Source organism: Pseudomonas ceruminis (assembly GCF_021602025.1).
Classification (GTDB): Bacteria; Pseudomonadota; Gammaproteobacteria; order Pseudomonadales; family Pseudomonadaceae; genus Aquipseudomonas; species Aquipseudomonas ceruminis.
Window position 1 is genome coordinate 91,843 of record NZ_BQHW01000008.1, and the last position, 23,752, is coordinate 115,594.

General features: G+C 63.3%; 22 protein-coding genes. 5 read left to right on the forward strand and 17 right to left on the reverse strand.

Annotation, left to right across the window (positions count from 1 at the left end):
* The first annotated feature begins 11 nt into the window (after positions 1–11).
* The gene (locus tag L6D80_RS11860) at positions 12–1,295 is read left to right on the forward strand and encodes a Zn-dependent hydrolase (RefSeq protein ID WP_054901659.1); all 1,284 of its coding nucleotides are present in this window, start codon (positions 12–14) and stop codon (positions 1,293–1,295) included.
* 65 nt (positions 1,296–1,360) lie between these two features.
* On the opposite strand, the gene L6D80_RS11865 is transcribed toward L6D80_RS11860, so the two are convergent.
* The 3 genes from L6D80_RS11865 to L6D80_RS11875 form a co-directional block, all read right to left on the reverse strand.
* Positions 1,361–2,317: an MBL fold metallo-hydrolase gene (locus L6D80_RS11865; RefSeq protein ID WP_176513674.1), complete on the reverse strand. Its 957-nt coding sequence runs from the start codon at positions 2,315–2,317 to the stop codon at positions 1,361–1,363.
* Positions 2,318–2,360: 43 nt separating this feature from the next.
* Complete coding sequence (locus L6D80_RS11870; protein ID WP_176513672.1) at positions 2,361–2,924, reverse strand: lipocalin family protein; 564 nt, start codon at positions 2,922–2,924, stop codon at positions 2,361–2,363.
* 71 nt (positions 2,925–2,995) lie between these two features.
* Positions 2,996–3,631, reverse strand: a complete 636-nt coding sequence (locus tag L6D80_RS11875) for a dihydrofolate reductase family protein (protein WP_176513668.1) — start codon at positions 3,629–3,631, stop codon at positions 2,996–2,998.
* A gap of 171 nt (positions 3,632–3,802) precedes the next feature.
* Between L6D80_RS11875 and L6D80_RS11880 the strand changes: the two genes are divergently transcribed.
* Together L6D80_RS11880 and nudC are read left to right on the forward strand one after the other, a co-directional pair.
* Entirely contained in the window at positions 3,803–4,615 is an 813-nt protein-coding gene (locus L6D80_RS11880; RefSeq protein WP_176513665.1) for a crotonase/enoyl-CoA hydratase family protein, read from the forward strand.
* 33 nt (positions 4,616–4,648) lie between these two features.
* On the forward strand, positions 4,649–5,479 hold the full coding sequence (nudC, locus tag L6D80_RS11885) for an NAD(+) diphosphatase (RefSeq protein WP_176513663.1): 831 nt from the start codon (positions 4,649–4,651) through the stop codon (positions 5,477–5,479).
* Here the strand turns inward: nudC and L6D80_RS11890 are convergent.
* Positions 5,447–6,226 (reverse strand): TSUP family transporter, encoded by a 780-nt coding sequence (locus L6D80_RS11890; protein WP_054901653.1) that lies wholly within the window; start codon positions 6,224–6,226, stop codon positions 5,447–5,449. The genes nudC and L6D80_RS11890 overlap by 33 nt on opposite strands.
* A gap of 187 nt (positions 6,227–6,413) precedes the next feature.
* Between L6D80_RS11890 and L6D80_RS11895 the strand changes: the two genes are divergently transcribed.
* Positions 6,414–7,211 carry a carbohydrate-binding protein gene (locus L6D80_RS11895; RefSeq protein WP_176513661.1) on the forward strand — a complete coding sequence of 266 codons (798 nt, stop codon included), beginning with the start codon at positions 6,414–6,416 and terminating at the stop codon, positions 7,209–7,211.
* Between the two features lie 77 nt (positions 7,212–7,288).
* Here L6D80_RS11895 and L6D80_RS11900 read toward each other — a convergent pair whose 3' ends face one another.
* From L6D80_RS11900 to L6D80_RS11955, 12 genes are all read right to left on the reverse strand, one after another.
* Complete coding sequence (locus L6D80_RS11900) at positions 7,289–8,119, reverse strand: alpha/beta fold hydrolase (protein ID WP_054901651.1); 831 nt, start codon at positions 8,117–8,119, stop codon at positions 7,289–7,291.
* A gap of 126 nt (positions 8,120–8,245) precedes the next feature.
* Complete coding sequence (locus tag L6D80_RS11905) at positions 8,246–9,601, reverse strand: glutamine synthetase family protein (RefSeq protein ID WP_176513657.1); 1,356 nt, start codon at positions 9,599–9,601, stop codon at positions 8,246–8,248.
* A 9-nt stretch (positions 9,602–9,610) separates the two neighbouring features.
* Positions 9,611–10,162, reverse strand: coding sequence for a helix-turn-helix domain-containing protein (locus tag L6D80_RS11910; protein WP_176513654.1), 552 nt, complete (start codon positions 10,160–10,162; stop codon positions 9,611–9,613).
* A complete protein-coding gene (locus L6D80_RS11915) occupies positions 10,155–11,444 on the reverse strand; it encodes an NAD(P)/FAD-dependent oxidoreductase (RefSeq protein ID WP_176513651.1) in 1,290 nt (429 codons plus the stop codon). The genes L6D80_RS11910 and L6D80_RS11915 overlap by 8 nt, the downstream gene beginning before the upstream one ends.
* 168 nt (positions 11,445–11,612) lie before the next feature.
* Complete coding sequence (locus L6D80_RS11920; protein ID WP_176513779.1) at positions 11,613–13,550, reverse strand: DNA topoisomerase III; 1,938 nt, start codon at positions 13,548–13,550, stop codon at positions 11,613–11,615.
* Positions 13,551–13,784: 234 nt separating this feature from the next.
* Positions 13,785–14,219: a GNAT family N-acetyltransferase gene (locus tag L6D80_RS11925; protein WP_054901646.1), complete on the reverse strand. Its 435-nt coding sequence runs from the start codon at positions 14,217–14,219 to the stop codon at positions 13,785–13,787.
* On the reverse strand, positions 14,212–15,378 hold the full coding sequence (locus L6D80_RS11930; RefSeq protein ID WP_054901645.1) for a ribosomal protein uL16 3-hydroxylase: 1,167 nt from the start codon (positions 15,376–15,378) through the stop codon (positions 14,212–14,214). The genes L6D80_RS11925 and L6D80_RS11930 overlap by 8 nt, the downstream gene beginning before the upstream one ends.
* 81 nt (positions 15,379–15,459) lie before the next feature.
* Positions 15,460–16,830: an adenylosuccinate lyase gene (purB, locus tag L6D80_RS11935; protein WP_176513649.1), complete on the reverse strand. Its 1,371-nt coding sequence runs from the start codon at positions 16,828–16,830 to the stop codon at positions 15,460–15,462.
* 130 nt (positions 16,831–16,960) lie between these two features.
* The gene (gene hflD / locus L6D80_RS11940; protein WP_054901643.1) at positions 16,961–17,587 is read right to left on the reverse strand and encodes a high frequency lysogenization protein HflD; all 627 of its coding nucleotides are present in this window, start codon (positions 17,585–17,587) and stop codon (positions 16,961–16,963) included.
* Positions 17,584–18,708 (reverse strand): tRNA 2-thiouridine(34) synthase MnmA, encoded by a 1,125-nt coding sequence (mnmA, locus tag L6D80_RS11945; RefSeq protein WP_054901642.1) that lies wholly within the window; start codon positions 18,706–18,708, stop codon positions 17,584–17,586. The genes hflD and mnmA overlap by 4 nt, the downstream gene beginning before the upstream one ends.
* A gap of 59 nt (positions 18,709–18,767) precedes the next feature.
* Complete coding sequence (locus tag L6D80_RS11950) at positions 18,768–19,208, reverse strand: NUDIX hydrolase (protein ID WP_054901641.1); 441 nt, start codon at positions 19,206–19,208, stop codon at positions 18,768–18,770.
* A 102-nt stretch (positions 19,209–19,310) separates the two neighbouring features.
* On the reverse strand, positions 19,311–21,536 hold the full coding sequence (locus L6D80_RS11955; protein WP_054901640.1) for an NADP-dependent isocitrate dehydrogenase: 2,226 nt from the start codon (positions 21,534–21,536) through the stop codon (positions 19,311–19,313).
* A 459-nt stretch (positions 21,537–21,995) separates the two neighbouring features.
* Between L6D80_RS11955 and icd the strand changes: the two genes are divergently transcribed.
* Positions 21,996–23,252, forward strand: coding sequence for an NADP-dependent isocitrate dehydrogenase (icd, locus tag L6D80_RS11960; protein ID WP_054901639.1), 1,257 nt, complete (start codon positions 21,996–21,998; stop codon positions 23,250–23,252).
* Between the two features lie 68 nt (positions 23,253–23,320).
* Here the strand turns inward: icd and cspD are convergent, their stop codons facing one another.
* Entirely contained in the window at positions 23,321–23,575 is a 255-nt protein-coding gene (gene cspD, locus L6D80_RS11965; protein ID WP_176513646.1) for a cold shock domain-containing protein CspD, read from the reverse strand.
* Positions 23,576–23,752: the final 177 nt, after the last annotated feature.

The window sequence follows — 23,752 nt, forward strand, 5'->3', positions numbered from 1 at the left end:
AGACCTTACCCATGACCCCAGCCCAACATGCCCTGCAATCGACTGAACGCCACGTGAACAGTGACCGCCTGTGGCAATCGCTGATGGACCTCGCCCGCCTCGGGGCCACACCCAAGGGCGGTGTCTGCCGCCTGGCGCTGACCGACCTCGACCGCCAGGCCCGCGACCTGTTCGTTGATTGGTGCGAGGCGGCCGGGTGCAGCGTCAGCGTCGACGCGGTCGGCAATATCTTTGCCCGCCGCCCCGGGCGCAACCCCAAGCTGCCTCCGGTGATGACCGGCAGCCACATCGACACCCAACCCACCGGCGGCAAGTTCGACGGTTGCTTCGGGGTGATGGCTGGGCTGGAGGTAATCCGCACCCTCAATGACCTGGGCATCGAGACCGAGGCACCGTTGGAGGTGGTGGTGTGGACCAACGAGGAGGGCTCGCGATTTGCGCCCTGCATGATGGGGTCTGGGGTCTTTGCCGGCAAGTTCACCCTCGAGCAGACCCTGGCCAAGCGCGATGCCCAGGGGATAACGGTGGGCGAGGCGTTGAACGCTATCGGCTATGCCGGCCAGCGGGCAGTGCTTGGCCACCGGGTCGGGGCCTACTTCGAAGCACACATCGAGCAGGGCCCGATCCTCGAAGACCAGGCCAAGACCATCGGCGTGGTGCTCGGTGCCCTGGGGCAGAAGTGGTTCGACCTGACCCTGCGCGGTGTCGAAGCCCATGCCGGCCCTACGCCGATGCACCTGCGCAAGGATGCCTTGGTGGGCGCCGCCGCCGTGGTCGAGGCGGTCAATCGTGCAGCGCTTGGCCATCAGCCACATGCCTGCGGCACGGTCGGTTGCCTGCAGGCCTATCCCGGTTCACGTAACGTGATCCCGGGTGAGGTGCGCATGACCTTGGACTTCCGTCACCTTGAAAGCGAGCGGCTGGATACGATGATCGCGGATGTGCGGGCGGTCATCGACGCCACCTGTGCCAAACACGGCCTGAGCCATGAACTGATCCCCACAGCCGACTTCCCGGCGCTGTACTTCGACCGGGGTTGCGTCGATGCCGTACGCGAATCTGCCCAGGCGCTTGGTTTGCCGCACATGGACATCGTCAGTGGGGCAGGGCATGACGCAATCTTCCTGGCCGAACTAGGGCCGGCGGGGATGATCTTCGTACCGTGCGAGAACGGCATCAGCCACAACGAGATCGAGAACGCCACGCCGCAGGACTTGGCGGCAGGCTGCGCCGTGTTGCTGCGGGCGATGCTGGCGGCGTCGGAGGCGATTGCCAGCGGGCGGTTAGCCGCTTAGTGCCAGCACCGGCCCCGTGAAGGGGCCGGTGCTGCAGGCCCAGGCGCCCCTCTGTTTGAACGTGATTACGAGGCGGACAGACGCCCATCGCGCCCGATGTGATAGCGCTGCAGGTCCTGAGCCAGGGTGAGGTGACCGCTGTAGTGGGCCTGCGCTTCAACTCGCACGTCCTCGATATTCGGGCTGCGCCGCGGGTCGGATTGGTAGCGGGCGCTGAAGTGGGTCAGCACCAGGTTGCGCACGCCGGCGGTTTCGGCAAAGCGCGCCACCGTCGCCGCGCTGCTATGGCCGAACGTGGCGCCGGTGCGCTCGATGATTGCCTGGGTGAAGGTCGCTTCGTGCACCAGTACATCCACATCCCTGGCCACCTCGGCCAGCAGTTCAGGGGTGTCATTGTCGCCGCAGACGATCACCCGCCGCGCCGGTCGTGAGGCGCGCAAGTAATCCTGGCCGCGCAGTACCTGCCCGGCATGTTCTACCACTGCGCCCTTGGCCAGGGCGCCCCACAGTGGCCCGCGCGGGATGCGCTCGGCGTCGAGGCGCTGCACGTCCAGGCGTGGTTCGGGATTGCGCTCGGTGAAGATGAAACCGACGCTCGGCACTCGGTGTGACAGCACGACACGTTCGACCTTGACCGTGTCGCTGGACCACCCCTCGAAAACCTCGACGGCGAACAGGCGCAGCTCGAAAGGCAGAAAGGTGTCACTGGCTGCCAGGCTCAGGCGTACCCAGTCATGCAGCGCGGCGGGCATGATCAGGTCCAGCGCATGGGTGCGTCCGCTCATACCGGCACTGGCCAGTAGTCCCGGCAGGCCGAAGCAATGGTCGCCGTGCACATGGGTGATGAAGATCGCGCGCAGGTCGCGCACCGACAGCGAGGTGTGCAGCAACTGGTGCTGGGTGCCTTCGCCACAGTCCACCAGGTACCAGTGGCTGCCATTGGCTTCGATGACGGCGGTGGCGCTGACGTTGCGCCCCTTGGTTGGCACCCCCGCCGAGGTGCCCAGAAACTGCAGGTCCAAAGCCGGGCTCCAGAAGTTGCGGGCTTACACAGTAGCCCGGTTGTCAGGGCTTGGCGAGGTCATCCTGGCGCCAGATCAACTTGCTGGTGTCGTAACCCTGTTTCTGGGCAACCGCCAGCAGTTGCTCACGCGTCTGGTCGGTGATTGCCGGTGTGCGCGACAGCAGCCACAGGTATTCCCGATTCGGGTGACCGACCAGCGCCACGCGGTAGTCCTTGTCGTGGTAAAGCACCCAGTATTCGCCCCTGGTCAGCCCCGGCGCCAGGCGGCTGAACCAGTTGTCGAACTGTACCCAGAGCTTATCGGTCCTGCCGGGCTGCTGGGCTTGGGCGACGCCCTTGGCTTCATTCCACTGGCCGTCCTTCTCCTTGCAACGGTTGGTCACATCGATGCGGCCGTCTTCGCGCAAACCATAGTGCGCCTCGGACTGCACGCAGTTGCGCTGGAAGAACATCGGCAGGCGCGCTAGCTCGTACCAGGTGCCCTGGTAGCGTTGCAGATCGACCTGTTGGGTGGTGGGTGGCGAGCGGTGTTCGTCGTCTGACCCGGCGCAGCCAGCGATGGCCAGCGTCATGCAGGAAACGATCAGGGCTGTACGCAACGCCATGGCAAACCTCCTGAAAGCGGATGAGGGCTTACCTGTGTTCGATGCGCGCACGCTGTAAAAGTTGTATTGAATCAGCCCTCGTCAGCGGGCAGTTCGAACGATCCGGTCTGCACCTTCCCTGCGCGAAGGTAACGGGCGATGATCACGCCCTTGGGCGACACCTGCGAGTGTTGCAAGGTGAAAGCCGCTGCGACGGCGTCGCAGCCGAACAGGCGCCTGCCGTGGCCAAGCAGCAACGGGTGGATCAGCAGGTGCAGTTCATCCACCAGGTCGGCCGCCAGCAGTTGCTGCACCAGCTCGGCACTGCCCTGGGTCAGCAGCGCAGCGCCATCCTGTTGCTTAAGGGCACGCACGGCGCCGGTCACGTCGCTGCCCAGGGCGTGGCTGTTGGACCAGACAAGGGTGTCGGGGGAGTGGGTGGCGACGTGTTTGGGTACGCTGTTGAACAGGTTGGCGATGGAGAAATCTTCGGTGTCGTCTTTCACCTTCGGCCAGTAGCTGGCGAAGATGTCATAGGTGCGCCGGCCCAATAGCAGCTCGAACGGCTGGCTGAACAGCGCTTGCATGGCCTGGCCGAAGACGGCTTCGGCGTAGGGCACGATCCAGCCGCCGTAGGCGAAGCCGCCGCGGGTGTCTTCCTGTGGGCCGCCGGGGGCCTGCATGACGCCGTCGAGGCTGATGAAGGCGGCAACGATGAGTGTGCGCATGGTGGGCTCCTGGGCGATGGCCTGTGGGTCTACAGGCCTTACGCTTAGTCGAACCGCATCAGGCGATTTCGACAGCGGTGGCCAGCCGTCCCGCTTTTGGCACAAGCGCGGCAACCGGCCTGGGTTACCATCCTGGGTTGTGAACCTTTCCCCCCCACAGGAGTGCAGCCCGTGACCGAGTACAGCGCATTCAAGGTCGAACTGACCGACAACATTGCCCACGTACAGATCAATCGCCCGGAAAAGATCAACGCGATGAACGCCGCGTTCTGGGAGGAAATCGTCGCCATCTTCCAGTGGATCGATGACACCGACGCGGTGCGTGCCGTGGTCATCAGTGGTGCGGGCAAGCACTTCTCGTCGGGCATCGACCTGATGATGCTGGCCTCGCTTGCAGGCCAGATGGGCAAGGACGTGGGCCGTAACGCGCGCTTGCTGCGCCGCACCATCCTGCGCCTGCAGGCTTCGTTCAATGCCGTGGACAACTGCCGCAAGCCAGTGCTGGCGGCCATCCAGGGCTACTGCATCGGCGGCGCCATCGACCTGGTCTCGGCCTGCGACATGCGCTATTGCAGCCGCGATGCGCAGTTTTCGATCAAGGAAATCGACATGGGCATGGCTGCCGATGTCGGAACCCTGCAACGTTTGCCACGTATCATCGGCGACGGCATCATGCGGGAGCTGGCCTACACAGGGCGTAACGTCGAGGCCGATGAGGCACTGTGCATTGGCTTGGTGAACCGGGTCTATGATGATCAGGCTGGATTGCTCGACGGAGTCTTTGCCATTGCCCGCGAGATTGCCGCAAAATCACCGATCGCCGTGGCGGGCACCAAGGAGATGCTCAGCTACATGCGCGACCATCGTATCGACGATGGCCTGGACTACATCGCCACCTGGAACGCTGCGATGCTGCAGTCCGAAGACCTGCGCGTGGCCGTGGCGGCGCACTTGAGCAAACAGAAACCGACGTTCGCCGACTGACCGGGCCGGGGGACGCAGCAAAGGAACCCCGACATGTCAGCACGCTGGACTACCGCAGTACTCGACCCGCAGATCACCGGGGGCTGGGCGGTCGCCCGTAGCCCGGACGGGTTCCTGGTGGACGCCAACGGTGCGTTGTTCCCCCGCGACTGGCTCAAGCGCCAGGACCTGGATGTACTGAGCGAACATGGCATCGGTCACTTCGACGGCGAGCCGGTATTCTTGCTGGAGCTGCGCAGCACGGCCGAGTTGCCAGGCTGCAGTTGGCGCGGTCTGCGGGCGTTCATGCTCGAAGGCGATTTCGATACCTACAAAGTGCTCGGCTATGCCGCGCAGATCGGTACCTGGGCCCGCGAGCACCGCTTCTGCGGCAGTTGCGGCCAGGCGATGACACAGATCCGCTGGGAGCGTGCGATGTACTGCCAGCCCTGTGACCTGCGCAGCTACCCGCGTATTTCGCCGAGCATGATCGTGCTGGTGACCCGCGGCGACGAAATTCTGCTGGCGCGTTCGCCGCGCTTCGTCCCCGGTGTCTACAGCACCCTGGCGGGCTTTGCCGAACCGGGTGAGTCGGCCGAGGACTGCCTGGTGCGCGAGGTGCGGGAAGAGGTCGCGGTCGAGGTGCGGAACATCCAGTACGTCGGCAGCCAGTGCTGGCCGTTCCCGCACTCGATGATGCTGGGCTTCCACGCCGAGTATGCCGGTGGCGACATCGTCATGCAGCCGGACGAGATAGAGGACGCCCAGTGGTTCAATGTGCGTGACCTGCCGCCGCTGCCGGCCGGGCGCTCCATCGCCCGGTACCTGATCGACCTGTACGTGGCGCGCCGCTCAGGCCTGCCCGAACCAGTGCTGCCACGCTAAGCGCACGGTCAGCGCCAGCACCACGGTGATGAATACGGGGCGGATGAACTTGCTGCCACCGCTGATCGCCGTGCGTGCGCCAAAGAATGCACCGACCATCACCGACAGGCCCATGCACAGGCCGACGACGTAGTCCACCTGCCCGGAAATGACGAACACCGTCAGCGCGGCGATGTTGCTGACGAAGTTCATGCTGCGCGCCACGCCGCTGGCGCGGACCAGGTCGATGGGGTAGAGCAGCAGCGTACTCACGGTCCAGAACGCACCGGTGCCGGGGCCGGCCACGCCATCATAGAAGCCCAGGGTGAAGCCCTGTGGGAGCTGCCATTTCTTCTTGATGGGCGCATCGGCGTCCAGCGGCGCCTTGGGCGTGCCACCGAACAACAGGTAGATGCCGCACGCGAAGACGATCACGGGCAGCATCTTGTTCAGCCATTCGGCGGGCATGTAGTGGGCGATGATCGCGCCGATCGACGCCCCGAGCAGAGTGGCGAACAAGGCCGGGCGCCACTGCGCCGGGTGGAACAGCTTGCGCTTGTAGTACGTGAAGCCGGCAGTGGCTGAGCCGAAGGTCGAGCTGAGCTTGTTGGTGCCCAGCACCAGATGTGGCGGCATGCCGGCAGTGAGCAGCGCCGGGGTGGTGAGCAGGCCGCCGCCGCCGGCAATCGCGTCGATGAAACCGGCAACGAAAGCGACCACGGCAAGGATCAGTAGGGTGAGCGGTTCTACGGTGAGTTCGAAGGGCATCGGCGTTTGCCAGGCAGTAGGATGAACGCGGCAAAACCGCCGCAAGGCGAGGGCTGCATGGTAATCCGCCTGCCAGGGAAACGCACTACTTCTGGCAGTTCTGGGAGTTCACTCCAGGCATCAGTCGCGGATACAACTGGGCGGCGGTGGCAACTTCTTGCCACCCTCACCCGGAAGAAAAATCACCATGCAAGATTATTTGGAAAGCCCAGTCAGTGATTCCCAAGCGACACAGAGAAGCCCCGCGACACCGTTTGATTTCAAACTTGAAGCACTGTCCGATACGGTCGGCAAGTTCTACTACAAGCAGCCCGCCAGCGATATTCCGATCAAGCGTTGGGAAATCGAGCGCAGTGAGGATAGGTTTGCGACCAGCCCATTCAATCGTTCCATTGCCCAGCTCGAAATCGCGTTCACTGAACGCCGCCGTACCTGGGCCGGGATGAAACCAGACACCGCCTATGCATTTCGCATTCGCACTCGCGGGGTGAACAATGTCGCTTCTCCCTGGAGTGAGATTGTACTTGGGCATACGCTTGGGTTAGGCGGTGTCCCCAGCACCCCGAAGAAGCTGCGCATACTGGCCAATACCGGGCAGCGCCTGGATTTGACCTGGGAGGCTTGCGTAGCAGCAACATCGATCAAGGAATATTCGATCTATCGCGATGGGCGGGTGGTCGGGCGTGTGCCCGGTGAGCACTTGACCTTCCAGGATTCCGGGCTCAAGCCTGGTGCGCTGTACACATATGTCGTCGTTGCATGTGATCAAGTGGGGCAGGTATCCACGCCAAGTGCCACGTTGAGCGCACGGACCGAAGGCAGCAATGGGCAGGCGCAGTGGCAGGTCAACCAGCGCTACGAGATCGGTGACATCGTCACTCATCAAGGCAGCCTATGGCAATGCGTGCAGGCTCATGTCGCCTATAGCCCCGACTGGGCACCGGGGCTGCCCGGCATTGAAGTGCTGTGGCAATTGCTTGGTTGACGTTGGTCAGCGTACCGAATGGCTACTGGTTGTCTGCGCGGCACGCCCGCGCAGACAACCAGCTACCTGCAGCGGCCTCAGCTTCGAATGAAGGCGAGCAAATCGGCATTTATCACGTCGGCATGGGTGGTCGGCATGCCATGGGGGAAGCCTTTGTACGTCTTCAACGTGCCATTGGGCAGTAGTTTCGCCGACAGCGGCCCGGCGTTTTCATAAGGCACGATCTGGTCATCATCGCCATGCATCACCAGCACTGGCTGGCGGATATTTTTGAGGTCCTGGGTAAAGTCGGTTTGCGAAAAAGCCACGATTCCGTCGTAGTGAGCCTTAGCACTGCCAATCATGCCTTGCCGCCACCAGTTGGCAATGACCCCTTCGGCAGGCTTGGCGCCTGGCCGGTTGTAACCGTAGAACGGCCCGCTGGGTACATCCCGGTAAAACTGCGCGCGGTTACTCGCCACCTGCACCTGGAAATCGTCAAACACCGATTTGGGTAACCCGCCGGGGTTGTCCGGTGTCTTTACCATCAGCGGTGGTACAGCAGCGATCAACACCGCCTTGGCTACCTTATCGTCAGGGTAGCGGGCCATGTAGCGCACCACTTCGCCGCCGCCCGTGGAGTGGCCGACGTGCACTGCACCCTGGATACCCAGGTGTTCGACCACGGCCGCCGCGTCATCGGCATAGTGGTCCATGTCGTGCCCGTCCCACACTTGGCTGGAGCGTCCGTGACCACGCCGGTCATGGGCCACCACGCGAAAGCCGTGGGCGAGGAAGAACAACAGCTGCGCGTCCCAGTCGTCGGCGCTCAGGGGCCAGCCGTGGTGGAAGTGAATGACCTGCGCGTCGCGCGGGCCCCAGTCCTTGTAGAAGATCTGAACGCCATCTTTGGTAGATACGTAGCTCATGGTCGTGTCTCCTCTGTACAGGGGATTGCCGAGTGAGCTATTGAGAATAGGAGAGATTTTTGTCTTGTCAGTGCAGCCCTGTCGCAGGGCACGCCTGCGAAAGGGCTGGAAGGCTCACCGGAAGGTCTACAGGAACCACCGGTACTCCCTGGCACTGACTTCCTGCATGAACGCGAGATGGTCCTGCCGCTTGTTCTCGCAATACACCATCACGAATTCATCCCCCAGCCCTTCGTTCACTGCCGGGTGCGCACGCATGGCCGTGACTGCTGCAAGCATGTCCTTGGGAAAGTCCACGCCGCTGGCGCGGTCTTCGTTCAGTGGGGCAATCGGCTCCTGTCCAGCCTGCAGCCCGTGCTCCATCCCACACAAAATCGCTGCCAGTACCAGGTACGGGTTAGCATCCGCCCCCGCCAGGCGGTGTTCGATACGCAGGTTGCCGGCATCCGAGTCGGGAATGCGAATGCACGCATCACGGTCTTCGAAACCCCAGCTGGCGCGGCTTGCAGCATTGACCATGGCACCGTAGCGGCGAAACGCGTTGTGGTTGGCGGCAAAAATCGGCATGCAGTGCGGCAGCAAGGCCAGGCAGCCGGCCACGGCATGGCGCAAGGGGCGTTGCTGGTCGGCTGCCAGCAGGTTGTTGCCGGCCTGATCGTAAAGGCTGACGTGCACATGCATGCCGCTGCCCGGCGCTTGCAGGTACGGCTTGCTCATGAATGAGGCACGTAGCCCGTGCTTGCGTGCCACGCCCCGCGTGCTACGGCAGAACAGGGCGGCCCAGTCGGCGGCGCGCAGGCCGTCGTCGCAGTGACCGAAGTTGATTTCGAACTGGCCCGGGCCCAGCTCGGCGGTGATGACATTGGCATCGACCCCTTGGGTATTGGCGGTTTCTACCATGTCGTGGAGCACGTCGCTGAACCGCGACAAGCGTTCTATATGCAGGTTCGGCTGGTCGTCCGGGTCATCGCTGCTCGGGTCGTGGGGGAACTGTGGCAGGCCTTCCTTGAGTGCCCGGTCGAACAGGTAGAATTCCAGTTCAAATGCTACTACCGGGCGAATGCCACGGCGCTCCAGGCGTTGCAATACACGGGCGAGTACCTCACGTGGCTCGAACTCAATAGGCGCAGCGGTGCCATCGGAACTGATCAGCATCTGGCCCAGCGGTTGGCGCTCCCAATTGACCGGTTTGAGGGTGCCAGGAATCAGGCGCCGCAGCGCATCCGGGTCGCCATCGTTGAAGCAGTAATCGCTTATCGGGAACAGTCCGCCTTGCACCCCCAGCAACGCGCAGTTCTGCGGCAGCTTGAGCGGGCTGCCGGCGGCGACCTTTTCCAGCATGTCGATGGGGTAGCGTTTACCGTAGAAATGCCCGGGAATGTCCAGGCTGAGCAGATCGACGTGGCGCACTTCGGGGTAGCGGGTGCGGAAGGCGCGGACTTCACTGAGCAGGTCGGCAGCGGCTGTAGGTAGTGTTGTCATGCTGTGCTCTCATCGGAAGACCCAGAGGACACGGGTCGTCTGGTCGGTCAGGTTGGCGTAGCGGAACTGGCTGTGCGGCGGTAGCTGAAAGCTGTCGTTGGGGCCTAGCGTCACCGCTTGTTCATGGCCTTCGAGCCACAGGGTCAGCTCGCCTTCAAGCACGAAACCACCCTGTTCGGCGCTGTCATTCAGGTGTCCCTCGCCACTGCTGGCGCCGGGCGCCAGGTGGCTTTCGAGCATGGCGAAGCTGCCGGTGAGCGTGGGCGACACCAGCACGTCGCTGATGCCTGCGGCGTAGTAGAGGGTACGGCGCTCGCCCGGCCGGGTTACCCAGTCCAGCGGGCGCGGTTGGCTGGGCTGGTAGAAGTAAGTGGTCGGTACATGCAGCGCTTCGCTGATGGCGGTAAGGTCGGCCACGGTGGGCTGCGACAGGCCGCGCTCGACCTGGGACAGGAACCCGAGCGAGCGCTTGACCTTGACGGCCAGCTCGCCAAGGGTCAGCCCACGGTGTTTGCGCAGGTCGCGGATCAGTAATGCCAGGCCCTGGGCATCTTCAGACATGATCGCGCATCCTGTACCAGGCCTTGGCGGCCGCCTCCAGTGGCGCGGCCAGCAGGTCGCCGCCGAGGAAGCGGCCATTGTCGATACCCTGGTATAACGCCAGCAGGTCGTCGTCGCCAAGAATCGCATCGCTGACTGCCCGTGCCCCGGCCAAGGTTGGCAGCACACCGTGGCCAGAAAACCCCTGCAGCCAGTAGCGCTGGCCCTCGCGGCCGATATCGGGCGTGCGCTGGATGCTGCAGTCGATGTGGCCACCCCAGGCGTAGTCGATGGCCACGCCGGCCAGTTGTGGGAACACGCGCTCAAGGTAAGGACGGGTTGCACTGGCCACATCCTTGGGGATACCGCCCAGGTAGGTACAGCCACCGCCGAACAGCAAGCGATGGTCGGGGGTGAGGCGGAAGTAGTCGGGCACGAACTGATTGTCGATCACACAGCTGTTGCGCGGCAGCAGCGAGCGGGCGAAGTCCGCCTCCAGGGGCGCAGTGGCCACCTGGTACGAACCGACCGGCAGCAACCGGCGGGACAGGGTGCGGTCGAGCTGGTCGATGTAGGCGTTGCACGCCAGTACCAGCACGTCACAGTGCACCTCGCCATGGTCAGTACGGGCAACATAGCCATCCGTGGTCTGCTGGTAGTTGATGACTTGGCTTTGCTCGAAGATCTGCCCGCCAGCGGTCTCGATCGTGGCGGCCAGCCCTTGGGCCAGTTTCAGCGGGTTCAGGTGCGCGCCCCTGGCGTCATACAGCGCGGCCTGGTAGCGCGGGCTGTCGACCCATTGCCCCAACTCGTCGCGGCTGATCAGTCGTAGGGCGTCATAGCCCCATTTGTGCTCGGCGTCGTACAGGGCTTGCTCGAGCATTTTCACCCGGCGTGCCAGTACTGCCGTCCAAAGGCTGCCCACCCGATAATCGATATCGAAGCCGTGGCGCAGCGGCAGTTCACGCATCTCGTCGGCGGCCCAGCACATGCTGTCCCAGAGGCGGCGGGTGCGTTCCACGCCCAACGCCTTTTCGAGCGGCGGCATGTCGCACGACCAGCCCAGCAGCGCCTGGCCACCATTACGCCCAGAGGCGGCCCAGGCTACCCGGCTGGCTTCCAGCAGGGTCACGCGCTTGCCGACCACGGCCAGGCGCAGGGCAGTGTGCAAGCCGCTGAAACCGGCGCCGATGATGAGTACATCGGTGTCGTGCCGGCCTTTCAGGGTCGGGCGCAGGGGAATACTGACCGGGTAGGTCTGGGCGTAGTAACTGGCGACGTGCTGGGCGGATTGCTTGAACATGCCGGGCCTCATGAAATTTATTGTGATTATTTTCATGAAAATCTAGCAGGTAATTTTCACCGCGCCAGTCAAACCGGGTGGCGGTTCGATCGGCAGCCCTTCGCGGGCCACTCATGGGCAAGCCCGCCCGCCTGTAAGGCAGCGAGCAGACCGAAACCGGCAACCCTCTCAACCGGACTTTTTTGTTGCCTTGCGCTTCGGTTGCCTTGGCTTGCCTGCAGCCGCCTTCCTAGGCTTTTTCTTCCACGGCGCTGCTTTTGCCACCGCGGGCCCGGTGATAGTCATGCGCATGCCGCTGCAACGCTCCACCAGCTTGCCCATCCACGCCGACTGCCGGGCAACGAATTCCTCCAGGCTCATCTCGCCACGCTGCACCATGTCCAGTGCCTGCTCCCAGATCGCCGTGGTGCCGGGGTCGGCGATGGCGCGGGGGACGGCGTCGATCAGGCTGAAGGCGGCCGGAGTGGCGGCCAGTGCCTTGCCGTGCTTGACCAGGTAGCCGCGGTCGAGCAGGCCCTGGATGATGCTGGCACGGGTCGCTTCTGTGCCGATGCCGGTGGTTTCCTTGAGCTTCTGTTTGAGTCGCGGGTCGTCCACCAGCTTGGCCACGTTCTTCATGGCCTTGATCAGGTCGCCTTCAGTGAACGGTTTGGGTGGCTGGGTCCACAGGTCTTTGAGTTGCAGGCCTTGCACCGTGCAGTCCTGGCCTTCGTGCAGCGCAGGCAAGACCTGGGCCGGCGGTGCCTCGCGGCCCTTGGCCGGTGCCAACGCCTCGGGCAAGGCGCGGCGCCAGCCCGGCTCGACGATCTGTTTACCTACGGCGCGCAGGGCGTGGCCTGCACAGTCGAACTCAGCCTGGGTGCGGTCATACTCATGGTGGGGGAGAAACTGCGCCAGGTAGCGGGCGCGGATCAGGGTGTAGACCGCCTTGTGCTTGGCGGGCAGGCGCGAAGGGTCGCTGGCGGCAGCGGTGGGGATAATGCCGTGGTGGGCGCTGACCTTGGCATCGTTCCAGGCCCGCGAACGGCGCTGGGGTTGGAGGTGCGCTTGCAGTGGCGTCAGGGTGGCGTCGGCGCGCTGCAAGGCACTGATGATCGCTGGCGCTTCGCCGTGCTGGCTGAGGGGCAGGTAGCCGCAATCGCTGCGCGGGTACGTGATCAGTTTGTGGGTTTCGTACAGCGCTTGGGCGATGTCGAGGGTTTCCTGGGCACCGAGGCCGAACTTTTTTGAGCACAGCTCCTGCAGGGTGCCGAGGTCGAAGGGCAGGGGCGCTGCCTCGCGTACGCGCTCGGTGGCGACTTCGAGCACCCGCGCCCTGCCGGCGTTGCCGATGTCACTGGCGGCCTGTTGCGCCAGGGCCTGATTGAGGCAGCGGCCCTGGTCGTCGCAGGCGTCTTCCGGCGCGCGCCATTGGGCGTTGAAGCCTTGCTCGGCATGTTCGAGCTGCACGTCGATGGCCCAGAACGGTACTGGCACGAAATCGGCGATGCTGCGGTCGCGGTCGACCACCAGGCGCAGTGTCGGGGTTTGCACCCGGCCCACCGGCAGCACACCCTGGTAGCCGGACTGGCGGCCTAGCAGGGTGAACAGCCGGCTCATGTTCATGCCGATCAGCCAGTCGGCCCGTGAGCGGCCTAGCGCCGAGTGGTAGAGGTTGAAGGTTTCCTGGCCGGGCAGCAGACGCGCCAACGCCTTGCGGATGGACGCGTCGTCCAGTGCCGACAGCCACAAGCGCTGAATCGGGCCGCGGTAACGGCAGTGTTCGACCAACTCGCGGGCGATCATCTCGCCTTCGCGGTCGGCGTCGGTGGCGATCACCAGTTCACGGGCCTCGCCGAGCAGGCGCTTGACGGCCTTGAACTGGCTGGCGGTCTTGGGCTTGACCAGCATCTTCCATTTTTCCGGAATGATTGGCAGGTCGGCCAGGTTCCAACGCTTGTAGCGCTCGTCGTAGCTGTCGGGTGGGGCGGTTTCGAGCAGGTGGCCGATGCACCAGGTTACGCAGACGTCGGTGCCTTGCCAGCAGCCGTCGCCCTTACGCTGGGCGCCGAGGACTTTGGCGATGTCTTTGGCCTGGGAGGGTTTTTCGCAGAGGAACAGGCGCATGGCCGCAAACGCTTCATCGGGAGTGATGGGCACTAGGATGCGCAAGCGGGGGCGCTGAGGCAAGTTTTATCTGGATGGATGTACAGGTTTTTGTCAGTGGGAATGTTGCTGTGTTCACCGGCCCTGTCCCCGGCAAGCCGGCTCCTACAGGTTGATCACCGCCTTTCAGGGCGATGGGTACGTGTGGGAGCGCAGCGTGCCGGGGTGGGGCGGTCAGCTCAACATCTGCCGGGCTCAGGCGATATCGCAGGAGTCACGCACCATGTCCACATGCGGGATGCCGGCTTCGAGGAACTCCTCGCTGACCACCCGAAAGCCCAGCCGCTCGTAGAACGGCGTGGCGTGCACCTGAGCACTGAGCATCTGCTGCTTGAGGTCGCGGTTCTGCGCTTCGACGATCACCGCATTGACCAGCGCATCGCCAACCTTCAACCCGCGCCAGTCCTTGAGCACCGAGATGCGGCCAATGGTGCCGTCGGACAGCAGACGGGCAGTGCCAACCGGATAATCGCCTTCAAGGGCCAGGAAGTGCAGCGCGTCCTGGTCTTCCGAGTCGAACTCAAGCTCCGGCGGAATATGCTGTTCGGCCACAAACACGGCCTCACGAATACGGCGGATATCAGCGTTGTCCTTCTGCCAGTCAGCGAGGCGCACACGAATCTTATTCATTGGCGAATCCCAGGCTTCCTTGTTTGATCAGTTGCTGTACCAGCATAAGGCCATCTTCATCCTGCAACCACTCTTCAAGGTTGTCGATGTGTAACGCGTCGGCGGCGCAGACCAGCTTCAGCAGCTCGCGGAGCTTGGCGGGCAGCGGGCAACTGCGGCCGCTGGCGAACAGCATCAGGTCATCGTTGAGCTCGGACCAGGCCATGCGCGCGCTGGGGTTGCGGATCAGGATGGCACCGTCTTCCAGGGCTTCGATCAGTTCTTCCTCGCTCAGCGCTTCACCCACGACCTGCTCCGGGTAGCGCGGCTCGGTCATGAACTGGCCAAACCAGGTCAGCAGCAGGTCCTTGTCGCTCATGTGCTTGTCGAGCAATGCCTTGAGGCGGTCGAGGGCGTCGTGCTGGATCTGGTGCGGGTCGCTGACCGGTTGGGCGTCGGCGTCGCTGTAGCGCTCTTCGTCCGGCAGGAACTGGCCGAGGAAGTCGGTGAAATGGGTCAGCACTTCGGCGGCGCTCGGGGCGCGGAAACCGACCGAGTAGGTCAGGCAGTCGTCCACGGCCACGCCGTAGTGAGCCAGACGAGGCGGCAGGTAGAGCATGTCGCCAGGCTCCAGGGTCCACTCGCCGCTCTGTTCGAATTCGGCGAGGATGCGCAGGTCGGCATGCTCGAGCAGCGGGCTGTCGCTGCTGCACATCTGACCGATCTTCCAGTTGCGCTTGCCATGGCCCTGCAGCAGGAATACGTCGTAGTTGTCGAAGTGCGGGCCGACGCTCCCACCCGGGGCGGCGAAGCTGATCATCACGTCATCGATGCGCCAGCTCGGCAGGAAGCGGAAAGGCTCCAGCAGTTCGGCCACTTCTGGCACGAACTGATCTACCGCCTGCACTAGCAGGGTCCAGTCTTTTTCTGGCAGCTCGGCAAAAGTGTCTTCGTTGAACGGGCCGCGGCGCAGCTCCCACGGGTGGGCGCCGTGCTCGAGCACGATGCGCGACTCGACTTCCTCTTCCAGGGCCAGGCCGGCCAGCTCGTCGGGGTCGATCGGGCTTTCGAAGTCCGGGAACGCCTGGCGCACCAGCAGCGGCTTCTTCTGCCAGTAGTCGCGCATGAATTCGCGGGCCGAGATGCCGCCGAGCAGCTGCAGTGGAGTATCAGGATTCATGTTCAACCTATTGAAAAAACGTAATTTTCGTCCGGGAATAAAAACGCCCGGCGAGGCCGGGCGTTGAACGCGACGGTCAGCTTAGATGCGTTTGGCCTGTGCTGTGGCGTTACCGATATAGCTGGCAGGGGTCAATTGCTTGAGCTCGGCCTTGGCTTCGGCTGGCATGTCCAGGCCGTCGATGAAGGTCAGCAGCGCTTCAGGCGTGATGCCCTTGCCACGGGTCAGCTCCTTGAGCTTCTCGTAGGGGTTCTCGATGTTGAAGCGGCGCATTACGGTCTGGATCGGCTCGGCGAGCACTTCCCAGCAGGCGTCCAGGTCGGCAGCGATGCGGGCGGCGTTGACTTCCAGCTTGCCGATGCCTTTGAGGCTGGCTTCATAGGCGATGACGCTGTGGGCAAAACCGACGCCCAGGTTGCGCAGCACGGTCGAGTCGGTCAGGTCACGCTGCCAGCGCGAGATCGGCAGCTTGCTGGCCAGGTGCTGGAACAGCGCATTGGCGATACCCAGGTTGCCTTCGGAGTTCTCGAAGTCGATCGGGTTGACCTTGTGCGGCATGGTCGACGAGCCGATTTCGCCAGCAACGGTCTTCTGCTTGAAGTAGCCCAGCGAAATGTAGCCCCAGACGTCGCGGTCGAAATCGATGAGGATGGTGTTGAAGCGGGCAATGGCGTCGAACAGCTCGGCGATGTAGTCGTGCGGTTCGATCTGGGTGGTGTAGGGGTTGAACACCAGGCCCAGTTCGTCTTCGATGAAGGCGCGGGCGTTCTGCTCCCAGTCGATCTGCGAGTAGGCCGACAGGTGGGCGTTGTAGTTACCCACGGCGCCGTTGATCTTGCCCAGCAGCGGCACGGCGGCCACCTGAGCGATCTGGCGCTCCAGGCGATACACGACGTTGGCCAGCTCTTTGCCCAGGGTAGTCGGCGACGCCGGCTGGCCGTGGGTGCGCGACAGCATCGGCACGTCAGCGTGGGCATGGGCCAGCGAGCGGATAGCTTCGGCAATCTGACGCATCAGCGGCAGCAGCACTTCGTCACGGCCGGCGCGCAGCATCAGGGCGTGGGACAGGTTGTTGATGTCCTCACTGGTGCAGGCGAAGTGGATGAACTCACTGACCTTGGCCAGCTCAGGCAGCTGCGCGGCCTGCTCCTTGAGCAGGTACTCGATGGCCTTGACGTCGTGGTTGGTGGTGCGCTCGATTTCCTTGACGCGTTCGGCGTGCTCGAGCTTGAAGTCGGTGGCCAGGCTGTCCAGCAGGGCGTTGGCTTCGGCGGAGAATGCCGGCACTTCGCCGATTTGCGGGTGAGCGGCCAGGCGCTGGAGCCAGCGCACTTCGACCAGGGCGCGGAAACGGATCAGGCCGAATTCGCTGAAAATGGGGCGCAAGGCCTGGGTTTTGCCGGCGTAACGGCCGTCTACAGGGGAAACCGCAGTGAGCGAAGAGAGCTGCATGGGGTGTTCTCGGACAGTCAGGCTTTTGGAAGGGCGCATATCATACATGAAAAATGCGCCCAGGTCGGGTGGCTGACCAAAGGTCAGGCCAATCCGTTACGGCTTTATTGCCGGAACGGTCAGAACCCCATCAGGAGGGGCTGCGCATCATGTCGTACAGTTCGTTGAGCAGCTTGCGCCGGCTGAATACCAGCTGCCAGCGGTGCCCGCCCAGTTGGCGCCACAGGCGTGCGGCGCGGATGCCGGCCAGCAGCAGGGCGCGGATCTTCGAGGCGTTGCTGGATTGCTGCAGGAAGCGCATGTCGCCGTGCACCTGGATGCGCTGGCGCAGGGTGCTCAGGGTGTCCTGGTACAACGCACCACTGGAGGCGATCACGTTTTCGTGAACCAGGCCGAAGTGGTCGGCCTGGGACTGGATCTGTGGCAGGCGGTTGCCGATGGTGTCGAGCAGGTCACCGCGCTTGTTGAGCTGGCGCTCGAGACCGAGCATCGACAGGGCGTAGCGCAGTGGTTCGCGCTGCAGGCTGCTGGGGTCGCGCTCCAGGGCGCCGACCAGCGCGCGGTAGCCGTCACGCAGGTTAAGGTCGTCACCACCGAACACCTCCAGGGTGTTCTTGGGGTCGCGCACCAGCAGGCTACCGAGCATGCAGCCGATGTTGGCCTCGCTGGCCTGGCCGGTCCGAGCAATACGGTCGACCAGCACGGCAGCCTGGAATACGCCACCCAGGGCAATCAATTGCTCCTGCAGGTTGCTCATGCGCGCGGGCTCCATGGCTCGGCGGTTTCGATCACGCCGCCTCCCAGGCAGACCTCGCCGTCGTAGAACACCACCGACTGGCCCGGCGTAACGGCGCGTTGCGGTTCGTCGAACACCGCGCGATAGCCGCTTGCGGTGCGTTCCAGGGTGCAGTGCTGGTCACTCTGGCGGTAGCGCACCTTGGCGGTGAGCGTGCGCGGGCTGCTGAGGTCGATCGGGTTGACCCAGAAAATCTCCGAGGCGAGCAATGCGCGGGAGAACAACCACGGGTGTTCGTTGCCCTGGCCGACCACCAGCACGTTGCGGGTCAGGTCCTTGTGCAGGACGTACCAGGGTTCGTCGCCGGCGTCCTTGAGGCCGCCAATGCCCAGGCCTTGGCGCTGGCCGATGGTGTGGTACATCAGGCCGTGGTGGCGGCCGATCACTTCACCTTCGGTGGTTTCGATGTCGCCAGGCTGGGCCGGCAGGTACTGCTTGAGAAAGTCGCTGAAACGGCGCTCGCCGATGAAGCAGATGCCGGTGGAGTCCTTCTTCTTGGCGGTAGCCAGGCCATGCTTCTCGGCAATGGCGCGTACTTCGGGCTTTTCCAGTTCACCCACGGGGAACAGAGTGCGGGCGATCTCTTTGCCACCGACAGCGTGCAGGAAGTAGCTCTGGTCCTTGTTCGGGTCCAGGCCCTTGAGCAATTCAGTGAGCTCGCCCGTGTCGCGGCGGCGCACATAGTGGCCGGTGGCAATCAGGTCGGCGCCCAGCGACAGGGCGTAGTCGAGGAACGCCTTGAACTTGATTTCACGGTTGCAGAGGATGTCTGGGTTGGGCGTGCGGCCAGCCTTGTACTCCTCGAGGAAGTGCTCGAAGACGTTGTCCCAGTACTCCGCGGCGAAGTTGGCGGTGTGCAGCTTGATACCGATGCGGTCGCACACGGCCTGGGCGTCGGCCAGGTCTTCCCGGGCGGTGCAATATTCCGTGCCGTCGTCTTCCTCCCAGTTCTTCATGAACAGCCCTTCCACCTGGTAGCCCTGCTCGATGAGCAGAAGGGCGGAGACGGAAGAGTCCACGCCGCCGGACATGCCGACGATGACGCGGGTCTTGGCGGGGTCTTTGAGTGCTGGGCTGGTCATGGCTACCGATGTGTATCAGAGGGGAAAAACGCCGATTCTATCAAAACCGAGGCTGCGCGTCAGTCGCGTAGCAGGGCAAGGCTGTGCAGCGGGCCGGCCAGGTAGTCGTCGAGGCAGCGTGGCACCAGTTCGCTGCGCCAGCGCGAGGGCTCGGCCAGCAGTTCCTCGCGGGTCAGCCAGACGGCGCGGACGATGTCGCTGTCCAGGGCCAGATCGTCGTGATGGCGCACGGGGCGTGCGGCGAAGCAGATGCGCTGGTAGGTCACACCATTGCTGGGCGCCGTGTACAGGTAAATACCGACCACGCCGGTGAGCTCGACTTCCCAGGCCGTTTCTTCCAGGGTTTCGCGCAGGGCGGCCTGGGGCAGGGTCTCGAAAGGTTCCAGGTGGCCAGCAGGTTGGTTGAAGACGTGCTGGCCGGCCTTGAATTCTTCGACGAAAAGGAATTTGCCCTGGTCTTCGACGACGGTGGCGACGGTGATATGGGGTTGCCAGGTCATAGGCCTGTCCTTCAATCGCTGGGGCTGCGTAGCAGCGCCGATTCCCAGAAAGCACAAACCCCGGTGCGTGGCCGGGGTTTGTGCTGTTACTTCAAGCGAACCTTACAGTGCCGCGATGGCGCTGTTCAGGGTCTGGCTTGGGCGCATCACCTTGGCGGTCAGCGCGGCATCCGGTGCGTAGTAGCCACCGATGTCGGCCGGCTTGCCCTGGACGGCGTTGAGCTCGGCGACGATGGTCGCTTCGTTCTCGGCCAGGGTTTTTGCCAGGGGGGCGAAGCGCGCTTGCAGGGCGGCGTCGTCAGTCTGGGCGGCCAGGGCTTCTGCCCAGTACAGGGTCAGGTAGAAGTGGCTGCCGCGGTTGTCGATGCCACCGACTTTACGCGAAGGCGACTTGTTGGTGTCCAGGAACTTGCCGGTAGCCTGGTCCAGGGTGTTGGCCAGGACCTTGGCGCGCGGGTTGTCGTAGGTGTTGCCCAGGTGCTCCAGGGAAGCGGCCAGGGCCAGGAACTCACCCAGCGAGTCCCAACGCAGGAAGTTTTCTTCGACCAGCTGCTGCACGTGCTTCGGTGCCGAACCGCCAGCGCCGGTTTCGAACAGGCCACCGCCGTTCATCAGCGGAACGATCGACAGCATCTTGGCGCTGGTGCCCAGCTCCATGATCGGGAACAGGTCGGTCAGGTAGTCGCGCAGCACGTTGCCGGTCACCGAAATGGTGTCCTTGCCTTCGCGAATGCGTGCCAGGGAGAACTTGATGGCCTCGACCGGTGCCAGGACGCGGATGTCCAGGCCAGTGGTGTCATGGTCCTTCAGGTACTTCTGCACCTTCTCGATCATCACGCCGTCGTGGGCGCGAGCCGGGTCCAGCCAGAACACCGCCGGGGTGTTGCTCAGGCGGGCGCGGTTGACGGCCAGCTTGACCCAGTCCTGGATCGGCGCGTCTTTGGTCTGGCACATGCGGAAGATGTCACCGGCTTCGACGTTCTGCTCCAGAACGACCTTGCCCTTGCTGTCGACCACGCGCACGACGCCGTCGGCCTTGACCTGGAAAGTCTTGTCGTGGGAGCCGTACTCTTCGGCCTTCTGCGCCATCAGGCCGACGTTCGGTACGCTGCCCATGGTGGTTGGGTCGAAGGCGCCGTTAGCCTTGCAGTCTTCGATGGTGGCCTGGTAGATGCCGGCGTAGCAGCGGTCCGGGATGATCGCCTTGGCGTCCTGCAGTTCACCGGCGGCGTTCCACATTTTGCCCGAGTCGCGGATCATGGCCGGCATCGATGCGTCGACGATAACGTCGCTTGGCACGTGCAGGTTGGTGATGCCTTTGTCGGAGTTGACCATGGCCAGCGCAGGACGCTCGGCGTACAGGGCCTGGATGTCGGCTTCGATCTCGGCCTGCTTGTCGGCTGGTAGGTCTTTGATGCGGGCATACAGGTCGCCGATACCGTTGTTGGCGTTGAAGCCGACTTCAGTCAGGGCAGCAGCATGCTTGGCCAGCACGTCGCCGTAGAACGCTTCGACGATGACGCCGAACATGATGGGGTCGGAAACCTTCATCATGGTGGCCTTCAGGTGAACCGACAGCAGTACACCGGCGGCCTTGGCATCGGCGATCTGCTCGGCGATGAAGGCTTTCAGGGCATTGCGGCTCATCGTGGCGCAGTCGATGACCTCGGCAGCTTTGACGGCGGTCTTTTCTTTCAGGACGGTGGTGGTGCCGTCTTTGGCGACCAGCTCGATGCGCAAGCTGTCGTCAGCCTCGATCAGTGCGGCCTTTTCGCTGCCGTAGAAGTCGCCCTGGGTCATGTGGGCCACGTGCGACTTGGAGTCGGCGGCCCAGGCGCCCATCTTGTGCGGGTGCTTGCGTGCGTAGTTCTTCACCGACAGCGGTGCGCGGCGGTCAGAGTTGCCTTCGCGCAGCACGGGGTTCACGGCGCTGCCCTTGATGCGGTCGTAGCGCGCGCGGGATTCTTTTTCTTCGGCGGTAGCCGGCTCGTCGGCGTAGTCCGGGATGTTGAAGCCTTTGCCCTGCAGTTCCTTGATCGCGGCCTTGAGCTGCGGTACCGAGGCGCTGATGTTCGGCAACTTGATGATGTTGGCTTCAGGGGTGGTAGCCAGCTGGCCCAGTTCCGCCAGGTGATCGCCTACTTGCTTCTCTGCGCCCAGTTGCTCCGGGAAAGCCGCGAGGATACGGCCAGCCAGGGAGATGTCGCGAGTTTCGACGGCGATGTCAGCCGAGGCGGTGAACGCTTCGACGATCGGCAGCAGCGAGTAAGTGGCGAGGGCGGGGGCTTCGTCGGTGAAGGTATAGATGATCTTGGAACGGGTGGGCATGCGGGTTAACTCTCTATGTGCTGAGCGTACTCGAGTCTCGAGGTGCGCAGGGTAGGCGCTTCGCCCTGGCGACGCCATGAGCGGAAAGTCGAGAGGCTGCGAGCGGTGATGGTGGATGCATCAGTCGAGCGTCAAGTGCTGAACTGCGGTAACAGCCCAGGCTTCGTGGCCGTTCTTGGCCAAGGGCGAGCCGCATTTTCCAAGGGTTCGCCCCAATGACCCTACGGTCGCGGCGCAGTATATCAAACCAATCGGGCTAATCAGCAAGGCGAAGTGACATCGGTGCCATTTATAAGACCAAAGACGTAGGGGCAATGTGGTGGATTGCCGCAGGGCAGGCCTTGGCAAAAGGGCTGCCGAAGGCGGCACAGGTTCGGCCGCTTGCAGGTCGGCAGATGTGGTTTAGGCTCAGTGGATCGCATGATGTCCAATCACACCCGAACGCGGAGTAGTGCAAGCATGGGATACCAGAAAATCAAGGTTCCGACCGACGGCACCAAGATCACCGTCAATGCAGACCATTCGCTCAATGTGCCCGACAACCCCATCATTCCTTATATCGAAGGCGACGGGATTGGCGTCGATGTCTCGCCGGTGATGATCAAGGTCGTGGATGCTGCCGTGCAGAAGGCCTACGGCGGCAAGCGCAAGATTGCCTGGATGGAGGTGTACGCCGGGGAAAAGGCCACCCAGGTCTATGACCAGGACACCTGGCTGCCCCAGGAAACCCTCGACGCGGTGCGCGAGTATGTTGTCTCGATCAAGGGGCCTCTGACCACGCCGGTCGGTGGTGGCATCCGTTCATTGAACGTTGCCCTGCGCCAGCAGTTGGACCTGTATGTATGCCTGCGCCCGGTGCTGTGGTTCCAGGGCGTGCCGAGCCCGGTGAAGAAACCCGGTGATGTCGACATGGTGATCTTCCGCGAGAACTCCGAAGACATTTACGCCGGCATCGAGTGGAAGGCCGGCTCGCCCGAGGCGAACAAGGTAATCAAGTTCCTCAAGGAGGAAATGGGCGTCACCAAGATCCGCTTCGACCAGGACTGCGGTATCGGCGTCAAGCCGGTGTCCCGCGAAGGTACCAAGCGTCTGGTGCGCAAGGCCCTGCAATACGTGGTGGACAATGACCGTGAATCACTGACCCTGGTGCACAAGGGCAACATCATGAAATTCACCGAGGGCGCCTTCAAGGATTGGGGCTACGAGGTGGCCAGGGATGAGTTCGCAGCCGAGCTCCTCGACGGTGGGCCGTGGATGAAGTTCAAGAATCCCAAGAGCGGCCGTGAAGTCATCGTCAAAGATGCCATTGCCGATGCGATGCTCCAGCAGATCCTGCTGCGCCCGGCCGAGTACGACGTGATCGCCACGCTCAACCTCAACGGTGACTACCTGTCCGATGCGCTGGCGGCGGAAGTCGGGGGGATCGGCATTGCCCCGGGGGCCAACCTGTCAGACACTGTGGCCATGTTCGAGGCGACCCACGGCACCGCACCCAAGTATGCGGGGCAGGACAAGGTCAACCCGGGGTCGGTGATTCTTTCTGCGGAAATGATGCTGCGCCACATGGGCTGGACCGAGGCGGCGGACCTGATCATCAAGGGCACCAATGGCGCGATTGCGGCCAAGACCGTGACCTATGACTTCGAGCGCCTGATGGACGGTGCGACACTGGTCGGCAGCTCCGGCTTCGGTGATGCGATGATCAAGCACATGTAGGGCAAAGGAAAACCGGTCGTCCTGTTACAAGGGCGACCGGTTGTTCGGGTGCCGGCAGATGGCAGGGTTCAGACTTCAGCGGTGCTGGTTGGGTGCGAGACTCCGGTCGAGGTGTTGGCGGTAGCATTGGTGATTTCGGTCGCGTGCAGGCCCTTGGGGCCCTGGACGATCTCGAAGGTCACAGCTTGTCCGGCCTTGAGGGTCTTGTAACCGTCCATTTTGATCGCCGAGTAGTGGGCGAACAGATCGTCGGTTTTGCCGTCTTCATTGATGAATCCGTAGCCCTTGCCATTGTTGAACCACTTGACTTTACCGCTTGCCATCCCTATGTCCCTCTGCAAAGGACTCCATCACTGGAGTATCATCCACTTCATCCGCATACGAACCTGCGAAAAATCTGGTTGACTGCGCGGATCTTTATCGACCACGGTGGGTTCTTATTGGTTGTAACACCGTTTTGCCGATAGTCAAGGTCAGCCGGCGCCCGCGCCAGTAGGCGC